This window comes from Humibacter sp., assembly GCF_051954055.1.
In the GTDB taxonomy this organism is placed as follows: domain Bacteria; phylum Actinomycetota; class Actinomycetes; order Actinomycetales; family Microbacteriaceae; genus Humibacter.
The window spans coordinates 17,072-30,408 of the sequence record NZ_JBQCIE010000109.1; the positions used below are offsets into that span (position 1 = coordinate 17,072).

Annotated in this window: 20 protein-coding genes; 18 read left to right on the forward strand and 2 right to left on the reverse strand. The window is 67.1% G+C overall.

The genetic code is table 11. The annotated features are described in order from the left end of the window. The first annotated feature begins 1 nt into the window (after window position 1). The 9 genes from ACTHNC_RS13845 to ACTHNC_RS13885 all read left to right on the forward strand — a co-directional run bounded on the left by ACTHNC_RS13845 (window position 2) and on the right by ACTHNC_RS13885 (window position 8,583). Window positions 2-517, forward strand: coding sequence for a hypothetical protein (locus ACTHNC_RS13845; RefSeq protein ID WP_440295190.1), 516 nt, complete (start codon window positions 2-4; stop codon window positions 515-517). Beyond that, window positions 518-1,204, forward strand: a complete 687-nt coding sequence (locus tag ACTHNC_RS13850) for a hypothetical protein (RefSeq protein ID WP_440295191.1) — start codon at window positions 518-520, stop codon at window positions 1,202-1,204. Window positions 1,205-1,208: 4 nt separating this feature from the next. Then, window positions 1,209-2,735, forward strand: a complete 1,527-nt coding sequence (locus ACTHNC_RS13855; protein ID WP_440295192.1) for a hypothetical protein — start codon at window positions 1,209-1,211, stop codon at window positions 2,733-2,735. Then, complete coding sequence (locus ACTHNC_RS13860; protein ID WP_440295193.1) at window positions 2,736-3,911, forward strand: hypothetical protein; 1,176 nt, start codon at window positions 2,736-2,738, stop codon at window positions 3,909-3,911. 3 nt (window positions 3,912-3,914) lie between these two features. Further along, complete coding sequence (locus ACTHNC_RS13865) at window positions 3,915-4,196, forward strand: hypothetical protein (protein WP_440295194.1); 282 nt, start codon at window positions 3,915-3,917, stop codon at window positions 4,194-4,196. Window positions 4,197-4,259: 63 nt separating this feature from the next. Continuing rightward, a complete protein-coding gene (locus ACTHNC_RS13870; protein ID WP_440295195.1) occupies window positions 4,260-4,733 on the forward strand; it encodes a hypothetical protein in 474 nt (157 codons plus the stop codon). A gap of 4 nt (window positions 4,734-4,737) precedes the next feature. Further along, window positions 4,738-5,964: a hypothetical protein gene (locus tag ACTHNC_RS13875; RefSeq protein WP_440295196.1), complete on the forward strand. Its 1,227-nt coding sequence runs from the start codon at window positions 4,738-4,740 to the stop codon at window positions 5,962-5,964. Further along, the gene (locus ACTHNC_RS13880; RefSeq protein WP_440295197.1) at window positions 5,954-7,192 is read left to right on the forward strand and encodes a hypothetical protein; all 1,239 of its coding nucleotides are present in this window, start codon (window positions 5,954-5,956) and stop codon (window positions 7,190-7,192) included. The genes ACTHNC_RS13875 and ACTHNC_RS13880 overlap by 11 nt, the downstream gene beginning before the upstream one ends. Beyond that, window positions 7,189-8,583: a hypothetical protein gene (locus ACTHNC_RS13885; RefSeq protein WP_440295198.1), complete on the forward strand. Its 1,395-nt coding sequence runs from the start codon at window positions 7,189-7,191 to the stop codon at window positions 8,581-8,583. Before ACTHNC_RS13880 ends, ACTHNC_RS13885 begins: the two co-directional genes overlap by 4 nt. Here ACTHNC_RS13885 and ACTHNC_RS13890 read toward each other — a convergent pair. Then, window positions 8,525-8,731: a hypothetical protein gene (locus ACTHNC_RS13890; protein ID WP_440295199.1), complete on the reverse strand. Its 207-nt coding sequence runs from the start codon at window positions 8,729-8,731 to the stop codon at window positions 8,525-8,527. The genes ACTHNC_RS13885 and ACTHNC_RS13890 overlap by 59 nt on opposite strands. A 131-nt stretch (window positions 8,732-8,862) precedes the next feature. Between ACTHNC_RS13890 and ACTHNC_RS13895 the strand changes: the two genes are divergently transcribed. The 9 genes from ACTHNC_RS13895 (at window position 8,863) to ACTHNC_RS13935 (ending at window position 12,914) form a co-directional block, all read left to right on the forward strand. Further along, window positions 8,863-9,120, forward strand: a complete 258-nt coding sequence (locus ACTHNC_RS13895) for a hypothetical protein (protein ID WP_440295200.1) — start codon at window positions 8,863-8,865, stop codon at window positions 9,118-9,120. Further along, on the forward strand, window positions 9,117-9,359 hold the full coding sequence (locus ACTHNC_RS13900; RefSeq protein ID WP_440295201.1) for a hypothetical protein: 243 nt from the start codon (window positions 9,117-9,119) through the stop codon (window positions 9,357-9,359). Before ACTHNC_RS13895 ends, ACTHNC_RS13900 begins: the two co-directional genes overlap by 4 nt. Next, window positions 9,356-9,838 carry an N-acetylmuramoyl-L-alanine amidase gene (locus tag ACTHNC_RS13905; RefSeq protein WP_440295202.1) on the forward strand — a complete coding sequence of 161 codons (483 nt, stop codon included), beginning with the start codon at window positions 9,356-9,358 and terminating at the stop codon, window positions 9,836-9,838. Before ACTHNC_RS13900 ends, ACTHNC_RS13905 begins: the two co-directional genes overlap by 4 nt. 130 nt (window positions 9,839-9,968) lie before the next feature. Next, a complete protein-coding gene (locus ACTHNC_RS13910; protein WP_440295203.1) occupies window positions 9,969-10,562 on the forward strand; it encodes a hypothetical protein in 594 nt (197 codons plus the stop codon). Then, window positions 10,562-11,374, forward strand: a complete 813-nt coding sequence (locus ACTHNC_RS13915) for a metallophosphoesterase (protein ID WP_440295204.1) — start codon at window positions 10,562-10,564, stop codon at window positions 11,372-11,374. The genes ACTHNC_RS13910 and ACTHNC_RS13915 overlap by 1 nt, the downstream gene beginning before the upstream one ends. A gap of 79 nt (window positions 11,375-11,453) precedes the next feature. Further along, complete coding sequence (locus tag ACTHNC_RS13920; protein ID WP_440295205.1) at window positions 11,454-11,690, forward strand: hypothetical protein; 237 nt, start codon at window positions 11,454-11,456, stop codon at window positions 11,688-11,690. After that, window positions 11,690-11,959, forward strand: coding sequence for a hypothetical protein (locus tag ACTHNC_RS13925; RefSeq protein WP_440295206.1), 270 nt, complete (start codon window positions 11,690-11,692; stop codon window positions 11,957-11,959). The genes ACTHNC_RS13920 and ACTHNC_RS13925 overlap by 1 nt, the downstream gene beginning before the upstream one ends. A 43-nt stretch (window positions 11,960-12,002) precedes the next feature. After that, window positions 12,003-12,473: a hypothetical protein gene (locus ACTHNC_RS13930; protein ID WP_440295207.1), complete on the forward strand. Its 471-nt coding sequence runs from the start codon at window positions 12,003-12,005 to the stop codon at window positions 12,471-12,473. Between the two features lie 210 nt (window positions 12,474-12,683). After that, a complete protein-coding gene (locus ACTHNC_RS13935; protein ID WP_440295208.1) occupies window positions 12,684-12,914 on the forward strand; it encodes a hypothetical protein in 231 nt (76 codons plus the stop codon). Here ACTHNC_RS13935 and ACTHNC_RS13940 read toward each other — a convergent pair. Continuing rightward, window positions 12,906-13,271, reverse strand: a complete 366-nt coding sequence (locus tag ACTHNC_RS13940) for a hypothetical protein (RefSeq protein WP_440295209.1) — start codon at window positions 13,269-13,271, stop codon at window positions 12,906-12,908. The two genes, ACTHNC_RS13935 and ACTHNC_RS13940, sit on opposite strands and share 9 nt — an antisense overlap. Window positions 13,272-13,337: the final 66 nt, after the last annotated feature.

The following is a 13,337-nucleotide window of genomic DNA, read 5'->3' on the forward strand; positions in this document are numbered from 1 at the left end:
GATGACGAGTCCCGTTCGGGTTCTGGGATTCAACGAGCGGGGCATCCCGCAGGCGCCGGCCGATGTGGTCCGGCGTCTCGCGGCCATCGACCCCAACCTCGCGCTCAAGTGCTATCGCTGGGGCGTGGAGGACCAGTGGACGGTCGTGTGGAAGTGGCTGGACACCGACCCCAGGATGGCGCGCGTGCAGTCGGGGGAGATCGACCCGGCGACCGCGTGTGACATCCTTGCCTATCTCCCGCTGGAGGTCCGGCCGGACGACGTGCCGGCCTACATCCTCCCGATGCTCAAGAGCATGGGCAACGCGGGCTACGACTACGTGGAGACGCTGACGGCCAAGGTGCGGGCCGCGAACGAAGCGACGAAGGAAGGCCACTGGGCGCCGACGCTGGAGCGGGCGCACGAGGCGATCGAGACGAACGCCGGGAAGCTCTTTGCGGACACGCTTGGCACGGTCCCCAAGGTCTACGTCACGAATCCCACCCCCAAGAAGGCGCGCAAGCGCCGCGGTGAGTAGATGAGCGACGCGCAGTGGAGCCGGACCACCTACCGCGATCAGGCGCGGGCGCAAGCCGATGCCCGGAGCGCTGACCGGTGGAGCGACACGGATGTGAACTACGCGCTGGGCCTCGTGCACACGCGCGAGTGGAAACGGTTGCTCAACGCCAACCCGATGCTCCGGTTTGGGGCGCGGAGTGTCGCCCAGGATGCCAGTGGCCAGATCGCCGTCTCGTCGCTCGACTCGGGCTCCGGTGATTCGCAGGAGCGGTTCTACCGCGTGCTGGACGTGGCGCAGGATACCGTCACCTACGACGAGGTGAGTTTCCGCGACGTCCCCACCGCGACCGTGGAACCGGCCGCGAACGTGATGCGGGCGTGGTACCGGATCGGGGACGTGCTGCAATGCCTGCCGTCTGAGTCCGGCGCCACCATGACGGTCTGGGTGAACCACACGCCAACCCCGATCGACCGGCTGGCTGGCGATGATTCGGTGGCCGAGTTCCCGCGCGACTACGAGCTCTTGATCGCCTACGAAGCCGCCGCGTGGCTGCTCATGAAGGGCGGGGCCGAGTCGGACGCTGCGAAGGACTTGCAGCAGATGGCCGAGCAGATCCGGCAGGACATGCTCGCTGACCTCGCACGCCAGAGCATCCAGCCGATGCAGATGCGCTACGGGGATAGGCGATGGGAATGGGGCGGCTAATCGGATGAGTCGCCCGCGTGTGCAGGACAGTCAGGCGAAATTTTCCGGCGGTCTTAACTCTGTCGCGTCCGAGTTCAACGTCGGCCCGACGCAGGTGCGGCGTGCGGAGAACGTGCTGCTCTCGCAGTACGGCGACGCCATCCGGCGGGGCGGGACGCAGCGCATGAGTGCCAGTGCGATCGCCGCGGCTCCGGTCCGTGGGGCCACCTGCTGGCGCACGGCGACGACGCACGAATATCTGGCCGCCTGCAACGGGACGCTCTACTCCGGCGGTACGTACGCGATCCCGATGACGTGGACGAGCAAAGGAGCACTCACGTCCTCGAGCGCGTACCCGTCCTTCCAGGCGTTCCGCGACGGCTCGGGGGAAGTCTGCTACATCGCGGACGGGGCATTGCTGAAATACTCCGCTGGCGCGCTGTCGGCAGTCGGTGGGGGAACGCCCGCGCTGACCGTGCTGGCCGTCTACAACCAGCGGTTGTTCGGCCTCACGGGCACCAACCAGACGCTCTACTACTCCGACCTGAACAACGGCGACACCTGCGGGGTCACGTCCGCCACGTCAGGCAGCGCCGTCGTCCGCACGTTCGGCAACCAGCAGCTCACGGGCCTGCTCACCCTCCGGGGCTCGCTCGCGCTGTTCCACGTCTCCGGGGTCTCGCGGTTCACCGGACTGACGCAGGACGACATCGCGATTGGCGCTGGCACGCAAGGCATCTCGACGGATACGGGAACCATTGCCCCACGGAGTGCCGTGGCGGTGGAAGGGGTCGGGTACTTCCTCTCCGAGAAGGGCGCCTACCGGATCACGGATGCGGGTGTCGAAGCGATTGATACGCCCGAATCTCCTGATCCCACGGCGCCGATCCTGGCCACGCTGGGCGCTTCACTCTTTCCGCAGATCGACGCGGTGCATGACAAGGTGCACCAGACGATCCGGTGGTACCTGCCGGACTTGGGTGTCTACTGCTACCACTACCGGCTCAACGCGTGGAGTGGGCCGTTCACGTCGATCTATGTCGATTCCCCGACGCATACGCTCGTGGACGGCATCGACGCGAGCGGAAACCCGATCGTCCTCTCCGGCCATGCCGATGGGTATCTGCGTCGGGATGATACCACGGGCGCCTCGGGCTATCTGGACGACGTGCTGAGTGATGACTCCGGGGGCAGCGCGTACACGATGGCCGTGACGTGCCGACGGTTCTACACGAACGACCAAGCCTCGGACAAGGGCTGGCGGTGGGCGTGGCTCTTTGCGGACCTCAAGGGCTCCACACAAGCCAGCGTGTCGTGGGCGAGCGAGTCCGGCGCCTCCACGCTGACGCTCAGTCCCAAGGCGGCGCCGGCGGTGTGGGGCTCGTTCACGTGGGGCTCCATGACGTGGGGCTCGACGGGGAACCGGCCGTATGAGATCCCGCTCTCGGGGCGAGGACCGTTTCTCGACTTCACTTATAGCGACTCTGGCGCGACGGGGACGATCCTCTCGCGGCTGGACGTCGAAGCGTTCGACTACGGACGGCGAGGGTAAATGGCGACGGTATCGAGTCATCAGCAAGGGGCCTTCTCCAACCCCCAGAACGGGCAGACGGGCGACGCGGCGGTCGTGCTGGCGAACGACAACGCGCTGCGAGCGACGACGAACGCGCACGACGCCGACGCGACGATCCACATCCAGAGTTCGGTGCTGGCCTCACGCCCAGCGGCCGGGACCGCCGGTCGGCCGTGGATCACGACGGACGGGCTCCGGTTCTACATGGATTCCGGCTCCGCGTGGGGCGAGCTCGCCTACCTGCCGCTGGTCGGTGGCACACTCACCGGACCTCTCACCGGGGGGCTCACGGTCTCGACGGGGGGCGTGACCGTTTCGGCGAGTGGCATTACGGTGACCGGGAACTCGACGATCGCAGGGACACTGGGCAGTCTCACGGGTCTCACGGTCGGTGGCTCTGGGATTACGGTGAGTGCCGGTGGCGTCGCCATCACGGGGAACTCGAATATCACCGGCACGCTGGGCAGTCTGACTGGCCTCACCGTCGGCGGCTCGGGCATCACTGTGTCAGCGGGCGGAATTGCGGTCAACGCGGGCACCACGGCGGTGCAGGCGCTCACGGCGACCACGGGCACGTTTAGCACGAGTACTGGCCTGACGACGGTGGGCCGACTGGAATTTGCTGCCGACGGCGTGAGCCCGCGCTTGCAGTCGTACAGTACCAAGACGTTCTACATCAACGAGCTTGGGAACCCCGTCAACATCGGCGGGGCGGTGACCATCGCGACTGGCGGACTCACCGTGTCCGCGAGCGGCGCGGCCATCACCGGCAACTCAACGGTGACTGGCACGCTCGGTGTGTCGAGCGCCATCACCGTTTCCGCTGGCGGCATCGCCGTAACTGGCAACTCCACCATCACTGGCACGCTCTCTGGACTGACGGGCCTCACCGTCGCCTCGGGGGGCATCACGGTCACGGCGGGGGATGTCACGCTCTCCAGCGGGCAACTGACGACGAGTGGCGTGGTCAAGGCGGCCGTGCAGGGCATGTTCGGCGCGTACAACGGCACCGGCGACGCGGGCTCCATCATCGTGAGCAACGACACGTCCGCGTCAGCCACCGCCGGTGCCGCGAGTCTTCCCGCCGCCCCGGTCGGGTTCTTCCGCTGGCACCTCGGGGCCACCGTGGTCAAGATCCCCTACTACGCCTCGTAAGCCGTGGACCAGATCACGCAGCGCCGGTTCGATACGCTGTGCCGTCGTCACCTGACCCCCGCGGGCAACTACCCCGCCCAGTCGGTGACGCTCGGGGCGACCTCACTCTCCGTCACGTTCGCTAGAGCGGAGCAGGATACCGCTTTCGGAGTGTCGGTCACTCCGTCATGGCTCACCACCGTGGCGGTCCCCACCAAGACGACCACGGGCTGCACGGTCACCTTCGGCACGGCAGCGCCAGCCGGTGCCACCGCGGACGTCCTGACATGGCGCACCGAATCCTGATGTCCCACCGTCCCACCACGGGCGCTCCTTGCGGGCGCCTTTTTCGTTTCCCGGAGGTTTGAGATGGGCTTCCAGTCCCCGTACATGAGCTATGGCTATTCCCCCGCCCCGCCGACCTACGGGATGCCGCCGATGAATCCGGGGGCCTTCCAGCAGGCCCCGCTGGCCAAGATGGGCGGCTCGTCCGTCTTCTCCCCCTCGTCCGCCATGTTCCAGCAGGCGCCCGCCTACGCCCAGTTCAACATGGGCGGCCCGCTGTCGGAGGGCTCGGCCGCGCCGTCGATGGACAAGAGCGTGGACGAGACGCCGTGGTACAAGAACCCGGCGATCCTGAACACGATTGCGGGGGCCGGGTCAGCGATCCTCCAGAACAACCAGGCCGCGGCCCAGCGGCATCAGGAGCAGCAGCGGATCGACCTCCAGCGGCAGGCGTATGAGGACCAGCACAAGCGGGCGCAAGCCACCTCGGAAGCCCTCAACCCGATCATCGCTCGCCTGCTCGGGCAGATGATGCCCCCGCAGAAGGCGCAGGGCTGACGACATGGCCTACCAGTCCTTCGGCTCCCCGAGCCAGTCGTCCACGGGCCAGCCGAATCGGCGGTCTCGCAGCCTCCCGCCCGGCGTCCCCGGCGGCCCGACGGAGCCCGCCTATTCCCCGCCGGACGCGAACGGGCAGGGCCACGCGATCCCGAGCCCGCAGCCGCGGCCCACGTTCGCCCAGCTCCAGCAGTCGGGCCAAGCCCGTCCCGCGCCTCCGGCTCCCCCGCCGGCCCCCCAGTTCCAGCCGCAGCAGTCGGCGGTCGATCCGGCGCTGCAACAGCGGGTGCAGGGTCAGTTGCAGTCACCGAACCCCTACGGCTCGGACGCGGTGCAGCGCAGCTACAACCTGCTGTCGCAGAACATCGACGACCAGTACAAGCTGAAAGAGCGAGCCACCAACGAGGAGATGGCCCGTCGTGGGCTCTACGACTCCACCAAGGCGGTCGGGGCGCTGTCGGACCTGAACATCGGCCAGCGGGACGCGAAGACGCAGCTTGCCCAGCAGTTGCTCGACGCGCAGGCGCAGTCGGAAGGGACCTACCAGAACGCCGCGATCCAGAACGCGCTCGGCTACACGGGCCAGCAGAACTCACAGTCGGTCGCGAACTATCTGGCGCAGCTCCAGGGCTCCGGCCAGCAGTTCAGCCAAGGGCTCCAAGGGGCGCAGTTCTCGGAGCAGCAGCGGCAGAGCGATCTGGCCAACGCGCTCGGTCAGGGGCAACTGGCCCTCGGCCAAGGCAACCTCGACCTCGCCCGGCTCGGCCAGCAGCAGAATTACGGCCTCGCGCAGCAGCAGTTCGGGTTGGCAAGCCAAGGCCAGCAGCAGCAGTACGGACTGGCGCAGCAGCAGCAGCAACTCGCGCAGCAGTTGGGGCTCGGCAACCTCGGGCTCCAGCAGCAGCAGGTGGCGAACCAGCAGAACCAGTTCGGGCAGTCGTTCGGCCTCCAGCAGCAGATCGCCGATCAGGCGAAGCAGTTCCAGACCTACCAGCAGATCCTCCAGGCGCTTGGGCTGGCCGGTCAGCTTGGCGTGGACGGTGGGGATGCCTCGGGCGTGAACGCCTTCCTGCAAGTGCTGGCGGGCCAGAACGGGGGAACGAGCGCCCCACCCGCGCAGGGCGCGGACACGACGCCGGGCACGCCGGTGCCGGCGCAGTGGCCGATGTGGGCCAAGATCCTCGGCTATCCGGTGCTCTCGCACCTGGGAGGCAACAACAATGGGAATTGACCTCGCCACCCTCCTCGCCGGACTCACGGGCGGGGCCTCCGGGCTTGGGCAGGCCGTCGTGCAGGAGGACGCCAAGAAGCGGCAGCAGGCGCTGGACGCCGAGCAGACGAAACTCCACGACGCGCAGCTCGCGAACTTGGCCGACGAGCAGCAGGGCCGCGACCTCGCCCGCTACCAACAGGGGTTCCGCACGGGCACCGCGCCGGATGCCTCGGGCATCCTCGCCGGAATGAACGTTGGGGCGAGCCTGACGCCCAGTGTCGGGGCGGCGCCGAGTGCCGCCGTGCTGGCGATGAAAGATGCCGCCAGTGATCCCCGGTTCTCGCCGGATCGCTTCCAGCAGGTGAACCCGAGTACCTACGTGGACCGGACGCAGACGCCGGAGGCGGTGCAGTCCCGCATGCTGCTGCTGAAGGAAGCGATGACACCTCGTCCGCCGGTCATGGGCTCACCGGAGTGGGAAACCGCGAAGGTCAAGGAAGCGAAGATCAACGCGCAGTACGGCTACCATCCGCCCGTGCAGCCCTCGTTCACGCCGGTCACGGTGCAGTCGTCGTCGGATGAGCCGCCCGTCATCAAACCGTTCAACACGAAGACGGGAGAGGTCGGCCCGTCCATCGGTGGCGCGAAGCAGGCGACGAAGATCGAGAGCGCGACCAATACGGCGGCAAAGGCGCGGCTGGAAGCCGCCGTGTCGGAGATGAACAACGCGCACAAGGGGATGGAGGACTACGAGAACAAGCTCCGGAACGGCACGGCGAACATCAACGGATTGCAGCAGTTCGCGTCTCGCGTGGCGAATTCGTTCACGCATGACGACCCGCTGTCGATGACGATCCAGAGCACGGCGCTGGCGACGCTCAACCGGACGAACCCGGAACTCGCCCGCTACATCCGCCGGGCACTCTCGTTCGCGGAAGGCGAGTCCATGATCTCGCAGCGTCCGTCTGACTTCCGCACGAAGATGTCCGCGTTCCTCTCGGCGGCAGCGAGTGGCGCGACGCCAGAGATGATCCACGACATCGAATCCCGCCGTACCTCGATCCTGAATCCCCTCAATCGCACGGTGCAGCCCGGCCCTACACAGGCTGCCGCACATGGGCAACCGAGCGGGAACGTGGATCTCCGCACCCAGCCGACGCACGCGCAGCAGTTGTGGGACGCCGCCGTGGCGAAGTATGGGGAAGCCAAGGTACTCCAGGAATACGGCCCGAGGCCCAACGAATGACGCCGCCGATTCGTCCCGAAGTGGACCCGCTCGACGCACTCAAGGCATTGAAGCGTCAGGCGAACCCCGACGAGAACGATCCGCTCGCGCAGCTCAAGGCGCTCAAGGGTCCGCAGCAGCACGACTACCACGCGGAGTACGCGTCCGGTGCGCTCAAGCAGCGTATGGATGCCGCCAACGCCCGCGACGCGGCGAATCTGGCCGACGAACAGGCGTCCGGCGAAGCCGTGGGTCCGGTCGCCGCGTTCGGACATTCCCTCGCCGCTACCGGCGCAAACATCGCGCAGGGCATCCCCGGTATGGAAGCCGTCCAAGCTGGTGCACGCTCCCTCGTGCGTGGAGAACCGTACCGCGAGTCATTGCAGGACATCCGAAGCGCGACGGGGAAGATTCCCGGCAAACTGGCCGTGGCGGAACGGGTCGCCGGTGCGGTGCCACTCGCCACGTTCCTGCCGGGGAGTCCGGTCGCGGGCGGCGCGATCATCGGGGCTGCCGAAGGGGCGCTGTCAGCCGATCCGGATCAGTCCATCGGCCAGCGTGCAGGAAAGGCCGTCACGGGTGGCGTGATCGGTGGCGCGCTCGGGAAGGCCGGCGAGGTCGCGGTGAACGGCGTCCGGGCCATGGTGACGAAGGGCGCCGCCAAGAACCTCGTGGCGCGTCAGGCCGCCCGTGCGGCGAGCGCGAAGGTGAAGTACGCGAAGGCATTGCAGGAAGGCCGGAACGCCGAAGCCACGGATGCGGTGAAGGAATTTCTGCACGATACGGGCATCGAGGAGATCGTGGACGAGTTGAAGCAGACGCGCCCCTTCCAGACCGTCGCGCACGACGGGCCGGAAATGCTGGATGCCGTCTACAAGGTGCTCTCGGATCGCTCCGCGTCCTTGAAGCGCGGGCTGGATGCGGTCACACCGAATCGTCCCAACATCGGGCGGTTCCGGTTGCAGGACACGAAGGCCGCACAGGGCCAGTTGCTCGACGCGATGACTGGCTCACCAGCAGCGCCCGGTCCGATGCCGAGTTACGGCGCGGCGGTCGAGGACTACGCCAAGCGGTCCGGCGACATCGAAGGCGTGCAGCGTGGGTACGAAGCCCTGCGGCTCCGACTCCGTGACCAACTCCCGACCTCCAAGAACCTGCTCCGGAAATCACCGGAAGCGTTGCAGGAGTGGGCGAAGGGGGCGAGCGAGTCGCAGCGCCGCGCAGCGGCACAAGGTGCACTGGGGGCGGTCAAGGCGGAAGCATCGGCGAAACCGATCCGGTCACTGCTCGGTGTCAGGCCCGCGATGAAGCTCGGGTCGGTGCTCCGTGACGCACAAGATCCCACGCAGGAAGCTATCGACCGCTTCCTGAACGTGATCTTGCTTGGCGCCAACGCTGCACGTCAGCCATGACGCCACGCACACCGTCCGCGATCCACATGAGCGGGAAGAACACCGTGCCGAACGCCAGCCCGAAGATCGCGTACAGCGCGAGCGCGACGACGCCAAGGCACGCCAGGACGAGCGCGACCGCGAACAGATAGAACAGCACGTCTGCCATGTAACAAACGCTACGGGTCCAGCCTCCCTCCCGCTAGGCCCCGCGCCCCGCTTTGCCCCTCCTCCACGCGGCCCGCCTCCGTCCGAGCGCGGGCCGTGGTCGTTCCCCCTCCCTCCCTGAGACTCGGACTGATGGACGCGCTCCTCCCCTATATCGCCGGTGGGTTGCTGACCGGCATCATCGCGTTGGTCGGCCTGACGCTGAACCAACGCTCGCAGCTCGTCCGCATCGAGACCGTCCTGACGGGTGCCGATGGGACGAACGGGCTCAATGGCGAAGTGAAGACGCTTCGCAAGCGGACCCACGACCTCGCCAACGGCCAGCACTCGATCAACGGCAAGCTGCAAGCGCACGAGTTCCGGCTGGACGCGCTGGAAGGTGGCCGATGAGCCGCGCCTCGCAAATCTCCCTGATCGGCTTCGGCGTCGTCGTGTCCGCCTTTGGTGCGGCGCTCCTCTGGCGGGCCACGGCGGTGCATCCCGTGGACGTCACGCTCGTGCGGGTGAGTGCGGGGATCTTCGGGGTGGGGCTGCTGCTGATCGCCCCCGGCGCGCTGGCGGCGGGCGTGAAGCGGGTGGGGAGTGCGGCGGCAGACGCGTGGCGGGCCAAGAGCGCGGGGAAGCCGTGAACGCGAACGCGCTCCGCGAAGATCGGCTCGGGCTGATGATCCACTACTCGGCCGGCGACTTCGCGGGCACGGTGGCGTGGTGCCGCGACCCCGCCTCCAAGGTGAGCTACAACGCGGTGATTGCCCCCGATGGGGCCGTGGTGGTCATCGTCCCCTACACGCTCCGCGCATGGCACGCGGGCGTCTGCAAGTCTTCCGACGCCCGGCTCCCCTACCACGACGCGAACAGCGCCTTTGAGGGGATCGCCCTCTCGGGTGGCCCCGACTTCGGCCCGCCGACGGCGCACCAGCGGAAAGCGCTCGCGATGCTGATGCAGGAGCGGTTCTACGCGCGGAAGTGGAGCCCGGCCGAGACGTGGCGGATCGTGTCGCACGCGTCAGAGGCGTGGCCGCGCGGACGGAAGGAAGACCCGGAAGGTCCGCACCACGACTGGCTCCTGATGGCTGACGTGCGCCGCTCACTCACGGAGACGCCATGACGCAATGGGACACGCTCAGCGACGACGAACGCGCCGAACGACTGGAGCGGTCGTGGCGTCGCCTCCACGCCGAAGTCGAACGCATCCGCGCTGAAGACAGCGCCGATCCTTCCATCGCACCCGAGGTGCCATGTTTGCCGGACGACCGACTTTCCTGCGGGCCTTCGTGCGGCCTCTCAGTCTCGCCCTCGTCGGATGCCTCGCTGTGGGCTACTGCGCTGGGTGGTCTCCCAGCCAGCCATACGCGGACCCCTACGCGGACGCCCTTATTCGCGCGCATACTCGCGCTGCCACGGCGCTGCGCCACCGCAGCGATTCACTGGCTGCTCTGGCCACCCGTGCGGAGACGGTCTACGCCGCCACACGACGCAGCGCCTCCGCACGCGTAGCCGAAGTCCCGGCGCTTGGTATCGCCGGTGATACCATCGTCCTGACCGAAGGGCGGTTCCCGGTCGCGCGGCCCGTGGTGGCGCTCGTGGTCGCCATGTCACGGGCGTTGGTCGCGCAAGATTCGGCCCTCCGCGTCGCGGATCGGCTGATTGCCGTGCAGCGGGACCAGCACCAGACGGACCTCGCCCGGATCGCGGAATCCGACTCCACTGTAACCGCGTTACAGGCGCTGATCCCGAAGCCGCCCGGAAAGATTCGGCGGGTTTTCTTGCAATTGAAAGCCCCGGCCCTGTTCCTCGCCGGGGTCGTGATCGGCGCCAAGGCGGTGCGCTGATGTTCTTGGCCGAGAAAGCGATCACGACGAACAGCGCGGGCGTCTTCCGCCTCTACCTCATAGGGGATCTCCACGCCGACCGGAAGGCGTTTCAGGACGAGCGCTTCAAGCGGTGGCGCGCGGCGATCATCAAGGACGAGCACGCGGTCGCCGTCTTCATGGGCGATGCCTTTGAGGGACGGACGCCCGGTCAGAAGCACTTCAACCTGGGGACGCTCCGCAAGGAGTACGTGCTCAACATGGAGCGGTACGTGGACTTCTGTATCCAGAAGGGCGTCTCGCTCCTCAAGCCGATCACCGACGCGGGCCGGCCGCTGTTCCTGATTCGTGGGAATCACGACTCCTATCAGGAATGGAGCGGGTTCTCCGGCGCGCTCGCTCGACAAGCCGGAGCCACCTACCTCGACGGGGCGGGCCTCATTCGCATCCGGTCAGGCCGTGGTCAGGGGGCGTGCTACACGACGACCATCTACGCGACGCACGGATGGGGGGGAGGGAGGACGCCCGGCCCCAAGCTCAACTCCCTGATGAGTCTTCGGGGCGTCTGTGACGCGGACATCTACTGCGCCGCGCATGTGCACGACCAGATGGCGCGCGTCGTCCCGATCCCCACCGTGCCCGCGAAGGGTGCGCTCCGGCTGGAGACGCGGGACGTGGCGTACCTCCGAGCCGCTGCGTTTCTCCGGCAGGGCGTGGCGAACGAAGGGGGCTACGATCAGGACCACGCGTATCCGGCGAGCGACAACGGGCTCGTCGTGCTGGAGGTGAACCCGCAGCACCGCCGGATGCGCCGCGTGGAGGCGCCCTTCTGAGGTGCGCCACTGCTGTATGTGCGCATGTCACGCGGAGCACCGCGGCGACCAGCGGGAGTGCAATCAGGCGGGGCACTACATGGAGGCGTACCACCACGCCCAAGCCGCGGCGATGGCGGAATACAAGAACCTGGGCGTCCCCGTGACGGACGTGCTCGAAGCCGCGATTGCGTGCCCCTTCTGTATCGACGCGCACTGCCCCGCGCTTTCCAGCAAGCAGCCGCGTGGCCCCCGGATCATCCGCGTGCATCCGCCGTTCAACCCGAATAGCGACTCGCAACAAGTCAAACGCGACGAAGGCGAGGGAGCCGAGTAATGCCACGACGCAAGAAGGACTCGCTGCTCACGGGCAAGAAGGCGACGGTCTATCTGGAGCGGAACGGGCTCACGATCCGCGTGGACGACGTGCCCGCGGAAACCGCAGGACTGGTCGCCGCCGACATGCTGGAGGCCGTCCGGCTCCTCACGAAGCAATACCCCGAGCTGATCGCGGAACTGCAACCCGTCGCCGGGTACGCGCCGCTGGACACGGCGGAAGATGAATGGGCGGAGGAAGGACGGCGGCGCACGGGATTCCGTGCCTAGCATCAACCAGGTGAGGTGGAGTATGGGCTCGGCAATGGCGGTGATGGCGCTGGCCATCCTGTTCGCACAGTCAATGGTCCCGGTCGCGCACACCCACCCCCGCTTCGTCGTCTGGGACGACTACATCCGCGACAAGCTGGCCCACGATTGGGACGCGCACGAGACGGACGGGATCGCGCTGGAGCGGGCGTACTGCGTCCGGTGGCAGATGGACATCTTCGCCGGGGAGTGGGCCTACCGCATCACCCAAATCGAGGCGCCGGATACCGTGCGGTTCGCCACCCCGAGCTCCGTCTCATTCACCTGTCGGCCCGGCGTCAACGTGGCCACGGTGCATGTGCATCCCTTTTCCACCTGCCTCTCCGGGACGGACTGTGTCAGAGGGGGTCCATATGGTGGCCAGTGCTTCCCCTCGGATCAGGACCGCGAGTTCATCAAGTGGCGGGGCGACCCGTTCGGCGTGGTGCAGTGCGCCCGAGATGGCTTAGTCCCCTACTGGCCCGCGGGGGAGTGAGAGGAATACGCGACCACGATTGTTGACAACTGTTGGGAAGTGGGGCCATAAACTTGCTGCGAAACACGAATGGCGACCAAGCACAGGGGGCGATAGAATGGTCCACCCTAGAATAAACACCGAAGGGTCGCCCCGATGTTTTACTTTCCTCGCTCAGGACCGCGCCGCGACTCGGAGTGGCGCGATAGCACCGACCCTAGCCTCACCACCATGAAGCGCTCGGGAGCATCGAAGGCGGCCAGCAGTGAGCGAGTCCGGGTACTGCCGGGCATGGCCGCCGATACGTACCTCGTGACCGGCTACAAACTCGACGGGACGCCGCTCTGCCGGATGGAGATCCCGCGCCGCTGGCTGACCGAACAGTGGATCGCGTGGATGGAATCGCGTATCGCTCAAGAGGAAGGCGTGACGCCCGTCGCTCCCCTGAAACTGCTAGGCTGATCGTTTTCCACCGTTCTTCTTGGTCGCCTTCTTTCGGGCGGCCTTTTTGTTGTCCGCAGCGACCTCGCGCGCATCCGTCTCAGCGAAATCGTAGGTAAACGGGGAGACAAGGGCCTCGCGGAACCGCCTCGGGTCGCCCTCAAGCGCCTGGATGATCGCCGCCGCCACGCGCGGCTCCTTCGGGACCGTGCCCTTGTACCACGCGCCGACGGCGACGTGGCTGTACGGCGTTTTCGAGCCGAGGAGTTCAGCCACGCGAGCGGCGAGTTCATCGGCGGAAATCTTTCGCCCGTGGCGCTCCTGCCACCGATGCCGCGCCTCGCGCAGCTCCTTCCCCCACGCCTCGTTCGTCGCCACGCCGATTTATGACAAAATTGTAATGAAAGTCGCGCTTGCGTTCTGAAAGCTCCACTTACATTTTGT